Origin of the sequence: Sulfodiicoccus acidiphilus (assembly GCF_003967175.1) — an archaeon.
GTDB classification, from domain to species: Archaea; Thermoproteota; Thermoprotei_A; order Sulfolobales; family Sulfolobaceae; genus Sulfodiicoccus; species Sulfodiicoccus acidiphilus.
Genome location: NZ_AP018553.1, coordinates 349,974 through 364,842, shown reverse-complemented (window position 1 = coordinate 364,842; position 14,869 = coordinate 349,974). Strand labels below are relative to the sequence as shown.

Sequence of the window (14,869 nt, the reverse complement as noted above, 5' to 3'; positions counted from 1 at the left end):
GCTCACCGTGGGCTGGTCTCACCAGCCCCTCCAAGTACCCTTCACCACCCACTTGGGCTCCTCTGTGAACTCCACCTCCCTGGGCTCGACTCTTAGATCCTCCACCAGCTTCTCGTTAACCTTCACCCCTATTCCTGGGGAGTCCGGCACGGTGCTGTGTCCCTCCCTCACTGGGGTAGAGTCGTAAATCAAGTCCCTCTTCCACTGCGGGAACCAGTCGTAGAAGCTCTCCTGTACCAAGAAGTTAGGGACTACAGCGTCGAGCTGCAAGGTGACCGCGTTCTGCACCGGACCGAAGGCGTTGTGGTAGGCCATCTCCACCCCGAAAGCCTCGGCGAGGTGGCTCACCTTCACCGCCTGCGTCACGCCACCCACGTTGGTCAAGTCGATCTGGAGGAAGTCCACTAGTCCCTGGGAGAGGTAGTCCAAGGCCTCCGTCAGGCTCAGTATCCTCTCCCCCAGGGCAACCCTCACGGTCGTGCTCGCCCTGTACTTCCTCATCCCCTCCACGTTCTCTGGGTGGACGGGCTCCTCCATGAAGAGCGGATTGAAGGGCTCGAGTGCCCTGGCCGCCATCACGGCGGAGTTTGGGTTGAACCTACCGTGGTGTTCCACCAGTATCTCCACGTCGTCCCCCACTGCCTCCCTCACCGCCCTCACCCTCTCCACGGCCTGCCTGAGGCCCCTCTCGTCGAGGTAATCGTAGTACTCCCCGAAGGGGTCGAACTTGAGGGCCGTGTACCCCATCCTCACCACCTCCTTGGCCTTAGAGGCGAAGTCCTCGGGTGTCACGCAGTCAGGATACCAACCGTTGGCGTAGTTCCTCACCTTCCTCCTGAACGGACCACCCAAGAGCTTGTGTACTGGAGCTCCGAGCTCCTTACCTAGGACGTCCCAACTTGCTATGTCTACCGCGCTGGCAGCCGTCGTGGACTCGAACGACCTAGCTAGGTAGAAGTCCTGTCTGTGCCACTCCCAACTGTTCCTCTCCACCTCCTCCACCTCTCTACCCACGTAGGACCTGGCCACTTGCTTGACTGCGGAAACCACTTGCAGGGGCCTGGCCGTGGGGACGGCCTCCCCGTAGCCCACCTCGCCGTTAGCTGTCACCACCCTCACCAGGATGGCCACAGACGCCCAAGTGGCGGAGCCTCCCTCCTTCCCCGAGAGGACTATGGGTTCTACTTCCTTTATCTTCATGGGCCGAGTTGTAACGTCAGAGGTTAAATGTTCAACACTTTTTATCCGAGTTCGCTAGTGTGGCCTATGAGGATGGTCGTTTTCTCCTCCAGCGCGGAGGCGGAGATGGAGGAGCCGGTAGTGTGTGACGCCAATAGGGTCACGGTGGACGCTTCGAAGTGCAAGGGATCCTCCATAAGCGTAGCCCCGTTCGTCGCTAGGTTCGCCAAGGAGGTCGGCTTCCACGTGACGGTGGTGGACCCGTTCGCCCAGGAGGGAACTTACCACGCCGACGTAGTGATAAGGGGAACTACCTTCGAAGTGGAGGACGAAGTCGTGAGGGGAGCCTACTCTGTCGTGGCCACTAGACACGTCTACGACACGTGGGCAGTAATGAAGTCGGTCTTCGGTGGGGCGAAGGAAGTGGCGGTGGTGATGAGCGTAAGGAGGGCTCAGGTCATTCTGAGGAGACTGCTCCAGGCCGGGCTCACGAGGGAGCAACTGGCGAGACTGAGGTTGCCCGCTGGGCTGGACCTAGGTGCGTCGAACGAGAGGGAGATCGCGCTGAGCATAGTGGCTGAGGCGTTGGCGGCGGAGAGGGGAGGAACCGGCAGGCCTCTCTCCCAACTGAAGGACATAGGATCGGTGGTGGGCTCACTTTGATAAAGCACGTCGAGTGGACGAGACATGGGCTCACCGAACCACAACTCACCGTCATGATATACAAGAAAGTGGAGGACGGGAAGGTGGTGGCCGGGTACAGGATAATGTACTACAGAAACACCATACTGGTGGTGTACGAGGACGACAGGTTGTCCGGGGGTGAGGTCGTGGACATGGCAACCGCGTCAACTTACAAGCTGGCCGAACTCATAGATAAGTACTACGATAGGGGAGACGACTTGGTGATCACCGGCGAGCCGAGGATAGGGGAAGAGGTACTAGAGAAGGTTCCAGAGAGGTGAACAATTCTTTCCATTCGAAAGGACGTTCCACTCCGCCAGTGGAACTCCGTTCGAGTTTGAGAGGTCCGCGTTAAGTTTGGAACCCACAGACTAACCATGGATGGGGCCCTGGTACCAGCTTTCCAACGAGACTACCTAGATCGGGGTAGCCAGGGAGGACTGAAGTGGGAGGTGAGCTGCCTTTTAGGTGTTCAAAGTTGTAACACCTTCACTCCGCTTGCGGGGTGCCAATTTCCTCGTAGCCGATCCCCTCGACCCTAAGTGCTATTCGAGGTCTCGGAATCCCCTTACGACCTCCCGTCGTGGTCCACGACGTTGGACAGGTATACCTTGGGTATCGATACGGCTTCTGACGGGGTTATATCACACCTCTTAATCTACTGACCTCCTCCCCGCCCTGAAGGGCGAGGGTTCTCCTGAGGTCTCAAGGGTTACACCCCTTTACGGGAGCTACTCCGTTATGGTCTACAATGAAGGAAAGCGGTTTTTCACTGCAGTTACTATTTTGTTTACAGCTTTCTTCCGAATGTTTAGTGCACCGTTCAGATCGCTGTGTAGTTTATGTCCGAAAGGACAGTGGACTACGCCTCTTGGTTGCCTCTTAACTTCTACGTCGTGGTGAGCGCATAGCCTAGATGTGTTGTACTCAATTACTTCATAGACTTTCATACCGTACTCTTGAGCCTTGAGTTCTATTGCTCGAATTAACTTACGGTATGACCAAACGTTTACGGTAAACTTGTTACCCTTATCCTGACCGATGTTGTAGGGGTAGCCTACGTATATAGTTGAAACACCTAAATTGTGTAGCTCTTCGACCATCTTACTTGATAGGGTTCTGTATAAGTGAACAAACCTCTTTTGCAACCTATTAAACAGTATCCTTCTTTCACATGAAAGTTCCTCATAAGCATCGTATTCACCCATGTTATTTCCTCCAAAGATAGTCTCTTTGAGGAGATAAGATCCTGCTCTTGTTAGTCTTATCTATAGCCATACCAAGAACATCAATTAGACTAAATCTCAGGTATATATTAGGATGAACCCTAGGGAAATGGGACGAATGAAGATTCTAGGTATATGGGAACCGAGTTTTCACAGTTATTTTGACCATCTCCTTCACTACTCAGTCAACTCATTTGGGTGAGACGCATAGGGTGAAGAAGCTTTCTAGGCCAACTTCTCTCTTTTAAACTCTTGTTTATCGAGAGTACACAGAGTTTTTAAACTCTTGTTTATCGAGAGTACACAATATGATTGAGGAGCAGAACCCATGGTGGATATCCAAAGAACTGATCTTGGAGAACGAGATCTATAGAAGATGGTATGAAGCAGAGGTGAAGTGGGTCCCAGACGTCCTGGATAAGATCTCTTTGGAACCCTCCTCGCTGAACCTGATCTTCGGTCCCAGGCAGGTGGGGAAAAGTACAACTCTCGTTCTCTTAGTGAAGAGATTGTTGGAGAAGGAGGATCCTAAGTCGATCTTCTACTTCTCCTGTGATATGCTATCCGACTATAAGGAATTAGATCAGGTGCTGGGAGAATACATGAAACTCAGGGAGAGGAACAGGATCAAGTCTGCATATGTGATATTGGATGAGGTCACTTTCCCCAGAGAGTGGTTTAGGACCATCAAGTATAGAATAGATAGGGGAGAGTTCAGGAACGACGTCCTGGTGCTCTCCGGTTCATTGTCGATGAGGGCAAAAGGTGAGGTGGAGAGCTTTCCAGGAAGGAGGGGAAAGGGGAGGACTCTCATAATGTACCCGTTACCCTTCTCCCGTTTCGTGGAAGTCATGGGCGTTAAGCTTCCCAGAGGGGATTTGGATCACGCTAGTAACGCGATGGATTTCGTGGAGTACAGATCTACGGTGAAAAACCTATTTGAGATCTACTTGGACACAGGCGGTTTTCCCAATTCGGTAAGGGATTACCTGAGAACAGGAAAGGTAAACATGAACACCTTTCAAGATTTCATCTCGAGCATAACCTTAGATCTAAACAAGTTGAGGAGGAGCGAGACCCTCTTTAAGGCAGCTGTTAAGGGCGTGATAAACAGGACCTCCAGCGAGTTCAGTTACCACACCTTATCTAAGGAGGGGATAGGGACCGTGAGGACAACCATTAGTTACCTTGAGCTCATGGATAAGCTCTTCCTCCTTAAGTCGGTGATGGCCATGGACCCTAACAGCGGGGAACCTGTTCCCAGGAAGGAGAGGAAATTCTACTTCATCGATCCCTTCGTGTACAGGGCTTTCTCCAGTTGGGTGATGACTCAAGTCCCAGACCAAAAGAGGCTGGCCGAGGCAGCGGTAGTATCCCATCTCTCCCGGATCTATCCTACGTTCTATATAAAGCGAAATGGGGAAGTGGACGTCGTGGTTAGGGAAGGAGAGAGGTACAAGGGTTTTGAGGTGAAATATGGTAAAAACGTGAGGAAGTTCATTGGAAAAGTGAAAGATATAGTTTTCCTTTCCAGGGAGGAGATACAGGATAACATGGTGCCCATATCCCTGTTCCTTGCCCTTCTGGATCTCCCTCAGTCGGTAGAGGTTACAGAGGTCTGACATTTTGGTTACTGAATTGATCTCCTTATCATTGTCGAACATCGTTGGTTAAGAATTTTCATTATTTAATCGATAAAATATGTCTATACGGAGAGTTGCGGAGCAATCTAGGGATCCCGTGAGTCCCATCTTGTCAAGTCTCATCATCCTAGATAGTGAACGTTTATTGAATTGTGTATCTCCATATTCCTAGATGTAGTAGTGTAATTATCATAATGGAATAACTTTGGCCATATCCTAACATTTTACTGTTGATTATTGAATAAGATGGTATGACAACACTCCCCTACTCTACAACAAGGAGTTTACAACCTTGGGAAGTTGCCTGTCAATTAACTCCCCGGTTAAAGTAAGTAGTGAGGAAGAACGAAGGACTCTTGAAAAGTGGGCAGGATGTTGACATAAATAAAGTTCGGTAACCAAAGCTCATAATCGAGTGCCTTGAAGTAGGGTGATTCAGGCGATCCGTTATAACGGTTCCGTGAATTTCAATGATAACGATGTCCTAGATTAAGTAAAGGAAGGCATTGGTAAAGTTATTTGGGAAAAAGTCGGTAATGTTTTCATGGGTAAAGAGACAGGAAGAGACAGGCTATCCTTCCCCAGTTGGCTTGGGCTAGCACTCCTATTTATCGGGTTGCCCACCGGTGTGGCAATTGCGATATCGTACTATATGCCCGTCTTCCTACTACATAATCCGAGCTTGGCCAACTATCTAGGCACAATAATCCCACTCATGACATTTGTAATCTCTTCGACATACTTTAACAGATACATTCAGAGTCGAGGTCTTAAATCCCAGTTCATGAGGAGAACGAGTGTTAAGATCTCGCCTGAGAGCGGGAAACCGATTGATCAAAAGATGATCAAGGGTTTTGAGGCGTCACTTAAGTTTGCTAAGGGCGAGGATCGCATTAGACGTTTGGTTACGGTAGGTATGATGTATTTACAGAACGCCGTAGCCTACGACGACAAGGACAGGTATTTAAAAGCGAAGGAGTTCCTATCCTTGGCTGAGGAGGCCATGCGAGGGGAGAGCCCTAGTTTCGAGACTAAAATGCTAGTGGAAAATTTGAGGAGTAAGACTGAGACATATAAGTATAGGTTTGGAGACAGATGAGCGCTCAGCTGGCCAAGGACTATTTGATTCAATTCTCCAAGGAAGTTATAGTTATTAATACAAGATCCCTCATGTAGGACTACATGATGGATAGGTGAACCTTTCATATATCGGTGGAGAATTCAGCTTATCTAGAGACATGAGATTGTTGAACACGGTCTATTTCTTACCATGAATTCGTACTCTCGGTTTCCTGACTTGATATGTGTTAGTTATAATTATAAGGTGATTAAAAGCAATGATAAGTTACGCCATGGGTAAACACTACCCGCATAGAGCGGGGGACTTTCGCAACGTGAGCCCTAATCTCTGTAGGGATGCGAGGGGGAGAAGCTGGCGCTCCTCCCTCAGTCAAGACCTTGGACCAGGCTGGGGAGGATTTGTTGTCGATGTCAGCGAAAACACAAAAACTAATTTAACTGAAGACCTTAACCACAAAGATGTCCGTCATCTTATGGTGAAACCTCAGCTTCCCGGAGAACTTCCTTCGTCCTAGCGAAAGGCGGGGTGGCAGGGAGGAGACAGCGAAGTTGAGGAGTTCGCTTACGGGGTGGGACCTCGACTCCTCGGCCGATCCTCTAATTGCTGGAGATCCAAGAGCGGTTCTGGAAGTAGTCCATAGTTCCGTTGGGCTACTCTTGATCTGGGCTTAATTGATTTTTCATGAATTTGCATTCAACCTTCGGCTCTTGGGCTTACTCGAGAGCACATTGTCCCGTTATTTATTTAGGAAGATTTTTATCAAAGGTATATAAACTTAACAGTTTATCTAGATGTGTTAGCAATAGCGGACACACTTTAATTTAAACGAATTAAACAAGGAGATTTAAAAAAAAATTACCTTATCTTCCTAGATATGAGGGCGAGGGCCACTATGGCTATCACTATGGCTATGACGCCTACTGCCAGACCTGCGTAAACTATCGTGGATATGGAACTGACTTGGGAGTGAACGGCAGAGTACTCTGTCTGCAAGGTGCTCACCTGACTGGACAGACTCGTGACCGTGGAGTTCAGGGTCGACAAGGACGCTGTCAGGGAGTGGAGTCCGGAGTTCAGAGAGGATATGTCTGCGTTGAGGGCGCTTACGTTGCTACCTAGCTCCGTCTCGAGAGTACTCAACTCCGTGCTGAGAGTGGACACCTCGGTGCTCAACGAACTGACCTCGCTACTTAGAGAGGACAACGCGGCCTGTGGGTTGTATATGACTGTCATGGGCATGGTGTAGGTGGCAGAGGAACCAGACATGTTAGCAGTGATCGTGAGTACCGCTAGCTCGTCGGTGTTGGGAAGCGAGAACGACACCTCGTAACCAGTGGCCGTGGTAGTCACTGTGACGGGCGCACCGTTCAGGGTCGCGGAGACAGTGGCCATCGTGGTGGTAGCTCCCTGGTAGGTGACTGTTACGTTGGCGCTGGCAGACACCCCTCCAGGCAAAGTCACGAACCCCTGCTGAGCTACTATAGGGGCTGTCGTGGTGGTACCGTTGATGGTCACGGATATGGAGTTCACCGTTATCTTGAGCGCCTGAGTCTGAAGCGTTATCACGAACGGCACTTGAGTGGTAGGTATCGTGACCGTCTCGGTGGAGGTTACGTAGCCGGCAGCCGACGCAGTGACTGTGTAGGTTCCAGCTAGGAGTTGGAAGGTAGCCTCCCCGGAGGCGTTAGTCGTCGCGGTCATGCCGTCCACGCTGACTGTGGCTCCAACCACAGGTATTCCGACAGGGTTCTCCACCTGGACCACTAAGGGATAGGTGACGGGGGAGAACTGGAAGGTGGTGGAGTTAGTGAATCCCGTGCTGGTACCGACGTCAACCTTGTAGGTACCGTAAGGGAACAACGTGTTAGCCTGAGATGGGAAAGTCACCACTGCAGCCGTGTATATGCCTGACGACGTGGAGTTCGTCACTGTGCTCGCCACAGGCTTCCCGTTGGGGTTGTATACCGTTATTCCCACCTCCACGTTAGGAGAGGTGGTCCCGCTCACCACCAGGGTCTCCCCTGGGTGAATGACTGGGTGGTTCACAGTCACGGTTATGGCCGTGGTCGCGGCCCCCACCGGCAACACTAGGAAGATAGAAGCAACGAGTATAGCCGAGATGATTTTCAAGTAATTCATGCTTTCACCTCACGTATGAAGAAACATAAAAAAATTACCTTAGCTTACAGTCAGGGTCAAGGTCTCAGTCCCTGGTACGTAAGGTATGGACAACTGCGGGTTCTGGTAAAGTATCACGGTCGCGTTGTAGGTCCCAGGTGCCACAGGCGTCCAGACCGTTCCGACGGTGGCGGTCTGGCCTGGCGCCAAGGTCGTACTAATGACTGCTGGAGTTATGACCGTAGTTCCGTTCACCTCGATCTCTATTATGGCGTAGATCGTGGCGTTGACATTGCCCGTGTTCTTCACCTGGAAGTTGATCAGGTAGGTGTGTCCGGTCAGCAATTCAGTGACAGGTTGCCCCGTGGACTCGTTGATCACTTGCCCAGCAACTATGGTAGGTTTGGCCACGACAGTACCGACGTAGAAGTAGCTGCTCCCGCTCATTACGAACTGAGTCTGGACGTTGTTAACGTACGCGGTTCCAGTGGTGACGTCCACCTTTACAGATATCTTGTTGACCTGACCTGGAGCCACTGAGACCACGCCTGTCTGACCGGCGTAGCTGGAGTAGTCGGACTGAAGGACGACCCTGAGAGTACCGCTGTAGTAGGCGCTGCTCCCTATTTCAGTTACAGGCAACTGGGTCGACACGCCCGTGGCGGGGTTAGTCACAGTGACCTCGAAGGACTTGCCGTTGTTCCCCACGAAGGGGTTGTTCACCGCGTCTGGCGCCCACACGGTGACGTTCACCAATATTCCGCCGCTCGTGTTGGGGAAGGGCGCTACGTGGACTGACGACTCTGTTATGTTGGTGGTGGAGTAGAACTCCTCTATCACGGGTGGGACCATGGCGTTGATTGCAAGAGGTGAACTCGTCTGTAAGGTGAGCGAAGCTACGCTGCTCACTATTCCCTGATTTCCAACGACAGTTTGCGTGAAGGAGTAGACGTAGCTGGTTACTGTGACGGAGTCCGTGGCGTTGACGTTGAGGGCGTTCGGTGCGTAGACTCCCGGACTACCACTCCACAAAGTCATGGGTATGGTTACGTAGAAGGTGGTGGAGTTGACGTAGTAGTAGCTGAAGGTGGCAGGGAACTTCAACAGTTGTCCAGAGTTGGCCGCCTGTACGTAGGCCAGTAAGTCCAGAAGTGGCTGGACGTTAGAGACCGCACCAGTGCTCCCCACCGACGGCTCTTTGAACAACGGGAACAGGGAGTAACTCACAGATATGTTTAGGGTTGCGAAGGGAGAAGCGGGACTCGGGTTCACTATCGACACGGAAGGCTTGACTACGTTGACAGAAACGTCTGCGCTGTGGTAGCTGGGGGTAACGCCGGAACTGGCAGTACTGAGCGTGCTGAAGTAGTTGATCGAGTAGAAGTAAACCGTCGTGCCTGGAGCTACAGTGTAGTCATTCAAGTTCGTGGTGAGCGCATTTCCGTGGTCAGTAGCCGAGGCGGTGGTGTTACCCAAGTAGACCAAGGCAGTGAAGTACGGACTGCCAGTCGACATCTCCTTGAGGCTCAGCGGGTATCCGTTGACCGTAACTACTCCGGTTGAGCCCATGCCGTTCCAAGCCGTGAAGTTGGCGAACAAGACGTTGCTGGGACTGACGTTCTGGGTGTGCGAGGCCACCAAGCCAGGCGCCCACACAGTGACGTTCAGGGGTGCTCCGGGGTTGGCAGAAGCGACGCTCGTAGTGATAGCCATGGAAGCCGTGGAGAACGAGACAGTGGCGTTAGACGAGGAGTGGGAGGCTGGAGAAGTGTAGGCCACAGTCAGAGTCGCGCCTATCATCTGGTTCGCGGGTATGTCGTTACCATCCAAGACAATCTCGCCGTTTTCGTAGTAGTACGTGATAGTACCGGTGAAGTTGCCCGAATCGGGAGCGGTTTCGGTGAGCGATATCGCCATGTAATTGTTCCCAGAGGGGAACGTGTAATACTGTCCATTGGCCAGCTTCAAGTATATGTTAGCGGTGGGAGAGAGTATCGAAGCTGGGTTCGTCGCAGCGTAGGCTGTGTCCTGTACCATCACGTATATAGTGTGCTGATCCGACGAGCCGGACACTCCAGGGAGGTAAGCTGTGCCAGACGCGGAGAAGGCCGATGAAGTTGGAACCATCACCAGCGTCTTCACAGGCACTACTGTTAGCGAGTATGTGACGTTAGCTGGAACCGGCGTTATCATGTCGTAGACTCCGAACTGTATTGTAGTCCCAGAGGGTAGGTAATTCACTCCCAGGGCGGAAAGTAACTGGCTCTCACTGACCCTCACCGTGAAGACGTCGTTGGAGGACAAAAGGAAGGAGTAGCCCAAGTCGTTTAGATACAGGGTCTTCGGTGCTGTGCCTGGTATAGTCACCGTCACGACGAAGTTGGCTACGGGCTCTCCATTGTAGAGCAGTTGTTGGTTGTTCACAGTCAGTTCAGTGAAGCCGTTCACGTTGTGGGGCAGGTTCGGCTCGGAGTAGTTCACTGCGTAGAGGGTGGTGGAGTTGGAGACGGTTAGCGTCGTTGGAAGGACTGGAACCAGACTGGTGGCAGCTACAGTTATCGGTTCGCTGTAGCTCGTACTGCTGTAGCCGAAGTAGAAGAAGTCGCCGAAGTCCACATTCGCAGATGCCTGTATCTTGACCTTGGACACCTCTGAGGGCGTTAAGGTAACTAGGACGGTGTTGGACGACGTCTCAGTGACGGAAGCAGAAGTCCCCAAGGTGACGTTGAGAGGCTCCTGGAAGACCCCGCTTCCCGCGCTGGTCTCTGAAAGTGTAGCAGTAAACGGTGAAAGTGGAGTTCCTGAAGAAGTCAACACCGGTGAACCGTTAGATATGTAGACTACGCTCACCGTGACAGGCAGGCTGATTGACTCGCTGAAGTTGCTTATGTTGTCGAAGGCGTCGAGTGTTATGTTTCCAGCCTTCACTAGGCTGACAGGTATCTCCTTGATTGTGGTAGGCATTATGGCGCCCACTACCCTGGCAGAGGAGTCCATTGCCAACGCGTCGCTCACAGTTATATTAATTGGAGTAGCCTGAGAGAAGAGATGACCAGATATCAGGGTAGAGTACTGAGTTCCAGTCAGGGCTGAGGCCAGCCTGTATTCGTAGTTGGAGATACTGGTTGGGAAAGATGAAGGGAGGAGGGCGTATTTGGAATTGGTAGGTGCAGAATCCAAGTAGACCATGAAAGTACCGTTGTACACCTGGGCGTTGAGAGCGGGGGTTACGCCGAAGAGTGAGTTGAAGGTCGAAGGCAGCGGTGAATCGCTGCTTATGTTGACGGGGATGTCTCCTCCTAAGATGACCCCGGAGTAGGTAACGTTAACGTCTAGGGCGTATAGTTTAGGATTAAAGGTGTAGCTCGAATTTACGTAAGTTATCCCCTGCAACGGATCTACCTGAGCTCCAGGGTCGTAAAACGTGGCAAGCCAAGTTGAGTTGAGAGGCACGCTGCTCTCGGAGGAGACGAGATTGACGCTCTCTGAGGGGAAGGCGTTCAACGTTATTTGGGCTGTCCCCCCTTCGATGGGACTGTAAAGCAAGTTGAAGCTCCCACTAGCATCTACGAACGAATTGACGTTGAGGACAGGGACAGTCGATCCAGCGGCAACCTGAGTTGGGGTTGTACCGGGGCCGTGGGTGTACAGAACAGGGCCTATTGTAGTCGGTAACATATACCACAAGTTACTCACACTGCTCGTTGGACTCACCAGGTAGGGGTTCACGTAGCTCTTGCCATTAACAGTGACGGTAGTTCCAGAAGTCGAAGGGGACACACTGAAGGTTAGACCGTTTAGCGTCTCACTGGCACTGGTGTTGGTGATGAAGATCCAGAAGGTGTTGGTACCCTTCACGAATATTACGTTGTTCTCTCTGGCTCCCACCTGATACAGAGTCTCCGAACCGGACGATGTCCTAATCACCGTGTTGTTGAGTATGTACTCTGTGGCGTTCCCGAGTCCTGTGTCGTTTACGACTCCGTTGCTCACCACCTTGAACGTGCTCACCAGGCCTGGGTCAGTTATCGCTATCAACACCACCTGTCCAGGCGAGAGGTATTGAACGTTGGCCGCTATGGAGGCTCCGTTCGCCGCCGAGCTGGTTTGAGAGGCTATTGGAAGTACTACTACCAAGCTCGCGAGGAAAAGCGCGAGCAGGGCTAAGCCAAGAGGCTTCTCGTACGACATCTCACTTTTCACTGAGTTCAGGGTGAACTCTAGAACACTTAAAAAGATGTGTACATAAAAGTAGACAATAGTCTACACAAGCTTACGGAGGACGTACCTCAGGACGTTCCCGCTCTTCACGTACTCCAGCTCCTGGGGCAAGTCCACCCTCAACCTCCCCTCGAACTGGCGGGAGCCGTCCAAGGTCACCCTCACCTTTCCGTGGACCTTCAACTCGACGTCGAGGTCCACTACTTCGTCTCCCCTCAACTTCAGCTCCCTCCAGTCTTGCACTTCCACCGGGAGCACACCCATGGCCACGAGGTTGCTCCTGTGTATGCGCTCGAAGCTCTTGGCCAACACTGCCCTCACCCCCAGGAGCCTCGTCACCTTGGCGGCCCAGTCCCTGGAGCTCCCCGAGCCGTACTGTGCCCCGGCGAAGATCACTAGCGGCACTCCCTCTGACGCGTACTTGACGGCGGCGTCGTACACGGACATCACTTCACCGTCGGGGAAGTGCCTGGTGTAGCCTCCCTCCCTCTCGACGAGGAAGTTCCTGAGCTTCGGGTTCCAGAACCCTCCCCTCCACATCACCTCGTGGTTCCCCCTCCTCGCACCGAAGGTGTTGAGTTCCCTCACACCTCGGGAGGTCAAGTACTTCCCGGCGGGGGAGTCTGGGGTGATTGGGCCAGCCGGGGATATGTGGTCGGTGGTGACCTTGTCCCCCAGGAGGAGGAGGATCCTAGCTCCCCTGACGTCCAGGGCGGGCTCCATGTCCAGCCACGGAGGCTGCCTCACGTATGTGCTCTCCCCCCAGTCGTAGGTGAGCCCTCCCCTGACGTCTAGCGCCTCCCAGTTCGCGTCTCCCTCGAAGACGTCGGCGTACTGCTGCCTGTAGAGCTCCGGGTCCATAGTCTGGGCCACGTACTTCCCCAGCTCCTCCAGCGAGGGCCATAGGTCCCTCAGGTAGACCTTCTTTCCTCCCGCCTCCCCCAGAGGCTCCGACGTCAGGTCCAGGTCCATCCTCCCGGCGAGGGCGTAAGCGACCACCAAGGGAGGTGAGGTGAGGAAGGTCCCCCTGAGGTGGGGGTTTATCCTCCCCTCGAAGTTCCTGTTCCCGCTTATCACTGCGAACACGTCCACCTTGGATTCCCTCACGTCCAGTTCCACTTCAGGCACTAGTGGCCCGGCGTTGCCTATGCAAGTGGTGCACCCGTAGCCCACCACGTTGAACCCCAGTTTCTCTAAATAAGAAAGTAGGCCCGTCTTCCTGAGGTACTCCGTCACGGCCTTGGAGCCGGGGGCGAGGCTCGTCTTTACGTAAGGTGGGACCTTGAGTCCCAGCTCGACCGCCCTCTTGGCAAGCAGTCCAGCCCCTATCACAACGGTTGGGTTAGAGGTGTTGGTGCAGGACGTTATCGCAGCTATGGCCACTGCTCCGTCCCTCACGGTCCTCCCCGCCTTGGAGTCGGTCAGGGAGGAGATCACCTCCTTGGCCTTAGTGAGTGGGACCCTCTCGTCTGGGTTCCTCGGGCCAGCTACGGACGGCTCCACTTGGCCTAGATCTAGCTCCACCACCTGGCTGTACCTAGGCTCGTTCGCGTAGAACAGCCCAGCGGCCCTGGCGTAGGCCTCGACGAGCCAGGCGTCCCTGGCCGTCCCCCTCAGGTAGGCCAACGTGGCTTCGTCGATCGGGAAGTAACCCACGGTGGACCCGTACTCTGGGGCCATGTTGGCAACAGTGGCCCTGTCCTGGACAGAGAGCTTACCCAAGGAGGGACCGAAGAACTCCACGAACTTCCCGACCACTCCCAACTTCCTCAGCCTCTCCGTGACGAAGAGGACCACGTCGGTCGGCGTTACACCCTCCCTGACCTCCCCCGTGAGCCTCACCCCCACCACCTCTGGGACGGGCATGTAGTAGGGCTCGCCGAGCATCACCGCCTCGGCCTCTAGCCCACCCACTCCCCAGCCTAGGACTCCCGCCCCGTTTATCATGGTGGTGTGGGAGTCTGTGCCTATGAGGGTGTCGGGGAAAGCGGTGAGCTCCCCCTTGAACTCCCTCACGTCGACCACGGGGGTTAGGTACTCCAAGTTCACCTGGTGCACTATTCCGTGTCCTGGGGGGACTATTCTTAAGTTCCTGAAGGACTCCTGGCTCCACTTGAGGAACCTGTACCTCTCCTCGTTCCTTTCGAACTCCCTCCTCATGTTGAGCTCGAGAGCCTGGGGCGTGCCGAAGAAGTCGACCTGAACGGAGTGGTCCACCACGAGGTCCGACTGGATGAGTGGGTTCACGGAGCGTGGGTCGCCTCCCATCTGGGCCACCTTGTCCCTCATGGCTGCGAGGTCGACGAGAAGAGGCACACCAGTGTAGTCTTGCATAACGACCCTGGAGGGTTTGAAAGCGAAGTCCCTCCCGGGCCTCCACGAGGCCACGGCCTCCAGGTCGTCGTCCGTCACAGTACTCCCGTCCCAGTTCCTAAGGGCGTTCTCCACTAGGACCCTCACGGAATACGGAAGTTTCGAGACGTCGTAGCCCCTCTCCTCGAGCTGAGAGAGGGGGTAGACCACGACATCTCCCCTCGGTGTCCTGAGCTTCGTCTTGCGGATCTCCATGGGGTAGAGTAGGCTCTAGCCGATTTAACCTTACCTTAACGAGGGTTGAGGGGGCGGAAACCCTCGCCCTTCACGGGGGTGTAGCCCCCTCCACCCCTCCGTCTAAATTTCCCTGGTTGGCGCCAACGACGCCCCTCCCCCAGATCGAT

At 53.6% G+C, this 14,869-nt stretch carries 9 protein-coding genes; 4 read left to right on the top strand and 5 right to left on the bottom strand.

The features are described 5' to 3' along the window. Positions 1–18 precede the first annotated feature (18 nt). On the bottom strand, positions 19–1,200 hold the full coding sequence (locus HS1genome_RS02095) for a mandelate racemase/muconate lactonizing enzyme family protein (RefSeq protein ID WP_126449307.1): 1,182 nt from the start codon (positions 1,198–1,200) through the stop codon (positions 19–21). A 66-nt stretch (positions 1,201–1,266) separates the two neighbouring features. Here HS1genome_RS02095 and HS1genome_RS02090 point away from each other — a divergent pair, with 66 nt between their 5' ends. Continuing rightward, positions 1,267–1,842, top strand: coding sequence for an XdhC family protein (locus HS1genome_RS02090; RefSeq protein WP_126449306.1), 576 nt, complete (start codon positions 1,267–1,269; stop codon positions 1,840–1,842). Beyond that, complete coding sequence (locus HS1genome_RS02085; RefSeq protein WP_126449305.1) at positions 1,839–2,144, top strand: hypothetical protein; 306 nt, start codon at positions 1,839–1,841, stop codon at positions 2,142–2,144. Before HS1genome_RS02090 ends, HS1genome_RS02085 begins: the two co-directional genes overlap by 4 nt. A gap of 465 nt (positions 2,145–2,609) precedes the next feature. Here HS1genome_RS02085 and HS1genome_RS02080 read toward each other — a convergent pair whose 3' ends face one another. Next, positions 2,610–3,071, bottom strand: a complete 462-nt coding sequence (locus HS1genome_RS02080) for a transposase (protein WP_229768136.1) — start codon at positions 3,069–3,071, stop codon at positions 2,610–2,612. 326 nt (positions 3,072–3,397) lie between these two features. Here HS1genome_RS02080 and HS1genome_RS02075 point away from each other — a divergent pair, with 326 nt between their 5' ends. Both HS1genome_RS02075 and HS1genome_RS02070 read left to right on the top strand, forming a co-directional pair. After that, positions 3,398–4,711 (top strand): ATP-binding protein, encoded by a 1,314-nt coding sequence (locus tag HS1genome_RS02075; RefSeq protein WP_126449304.1) that lies wholly within the window; start codon positions 3,398–3,400, stop codon positions 4,709–4,711. A 565-nt stretch (positions 4,712–5,276) separates the two neighbouring features. Continuing rightward, positions 5,277–5,831: a hypothetical protein gene (locus HS1genome_RS02070; protein ID WP_126449303.1), complete on the top strand. Its 555-nt coding sequence runs from the start codon at positions 5,277–5,279 to the stop codon at positions 5,829–5,831. Positions 5,832–6,668: 837 nt separating this feature from the next. Here HS1genome_RS02070 and HS1genome_RS02065 read toward each other — a convergent pair. The 3 genes from HS1genome_RS02065 to acnA form a co-directional block, all read right to left on the bottom strand. After that, entirely contained in the window at positions 6,669–7,952 is a 1,284-nt protein-coding gene (locus HS1genome_RS02065) for a carboxypeptidase regulatory-like domain-containing protein (RefSeq protein ID WP_126449302.1), read from the bottom strand. A 39-nt stretch (positions 7,953–7,991) separates the two neighbouring features. Then, positions 7,992–12,122 (bottom strand): S-layer protein SlaA, encoded by a 4,131-nt coding sequence (slaA, locus tag HS1genome_RS02060; protein ID WP_126449301.1) that lies wholly within the window; start codon positions 12,120–12,122, stop codon positions 7,992–7,994. A 72-nt stretch (positions 12,123–12,194) separates the two neighbouring features. Further along, on the bottom strand, positions 12,195–14,720 hold the full coding sequence (acnA, locus tag HS1genome_RS02055) for an aconitate hydratase AcnA (RefSeq protein ID WP_126449300.1): 2,526 nt from the start codon (positions 14,718–14,720) through the stop codon (positions 12,195–12,197). Between the last annotated feature and the right edge of the window lie 149 nt (positions 14,721–14,869).

Bases quoted from the DNA above. Each gene is read 5' to 3' on its own strand.
- HS1genome_RS02095 (WP_126449307.1), bottom strand. From the start codon at position 1,200: ATGAAGATAAAGGAAGTAGAACCCATAGTCCTCTCGGGGAAGGAGGGA.
- HS1genome_RS02090 (WP_126449306.1), top strand. From the start codon at position 1,267: ATGAGGATGGTCGTTTTCTCCTCCAGCGCGGAGGCGGAGATGGAGGAG.
- HS1genome_RS02080 (WP_229768136.1), bottom strand. From the start codon at position 3,071: ATGGGTGAATACGATGCTTATGAGGAACTTTCATGTGAAAGAAGGATA.
- HS1genome_RS02075 (WP_126449304.1), top strand. From the start codon at position 3,398: ATGATTGAGGAGCAGAACCCATGGTGGATATCCAAAGAACTGATCTTG.
- HS1genome_RS02070 (WP_126449303.1), top strand. From the start codon at position 5,277: ATGGGTAAAGAGACAGGAAGAGACAGGCTATCCTTCCCCAGTTGGCTT.
- HS1genome_RS02065 (WP_126449302.1), bottom strand. From the start codon at position 7,952: ATGAATTACTTGAAAATCATCTCGGCTATACTCGTTGCTTCTATCTTC.
- slaA (WP_126449301.1), bottom strand. From the start codon at position 12,122: ATGTCGTACGAGAAGCCTCTTGGCTTAGCCCTGCTCGCGCTTTTCCTC.
- acnA (WP_126449300.1), bottom strand. From the start codon at position 14,720: ATGGAGATCCGCAAGACGAAGCTCAGGACACCGAGGGGAGATGTCGTG.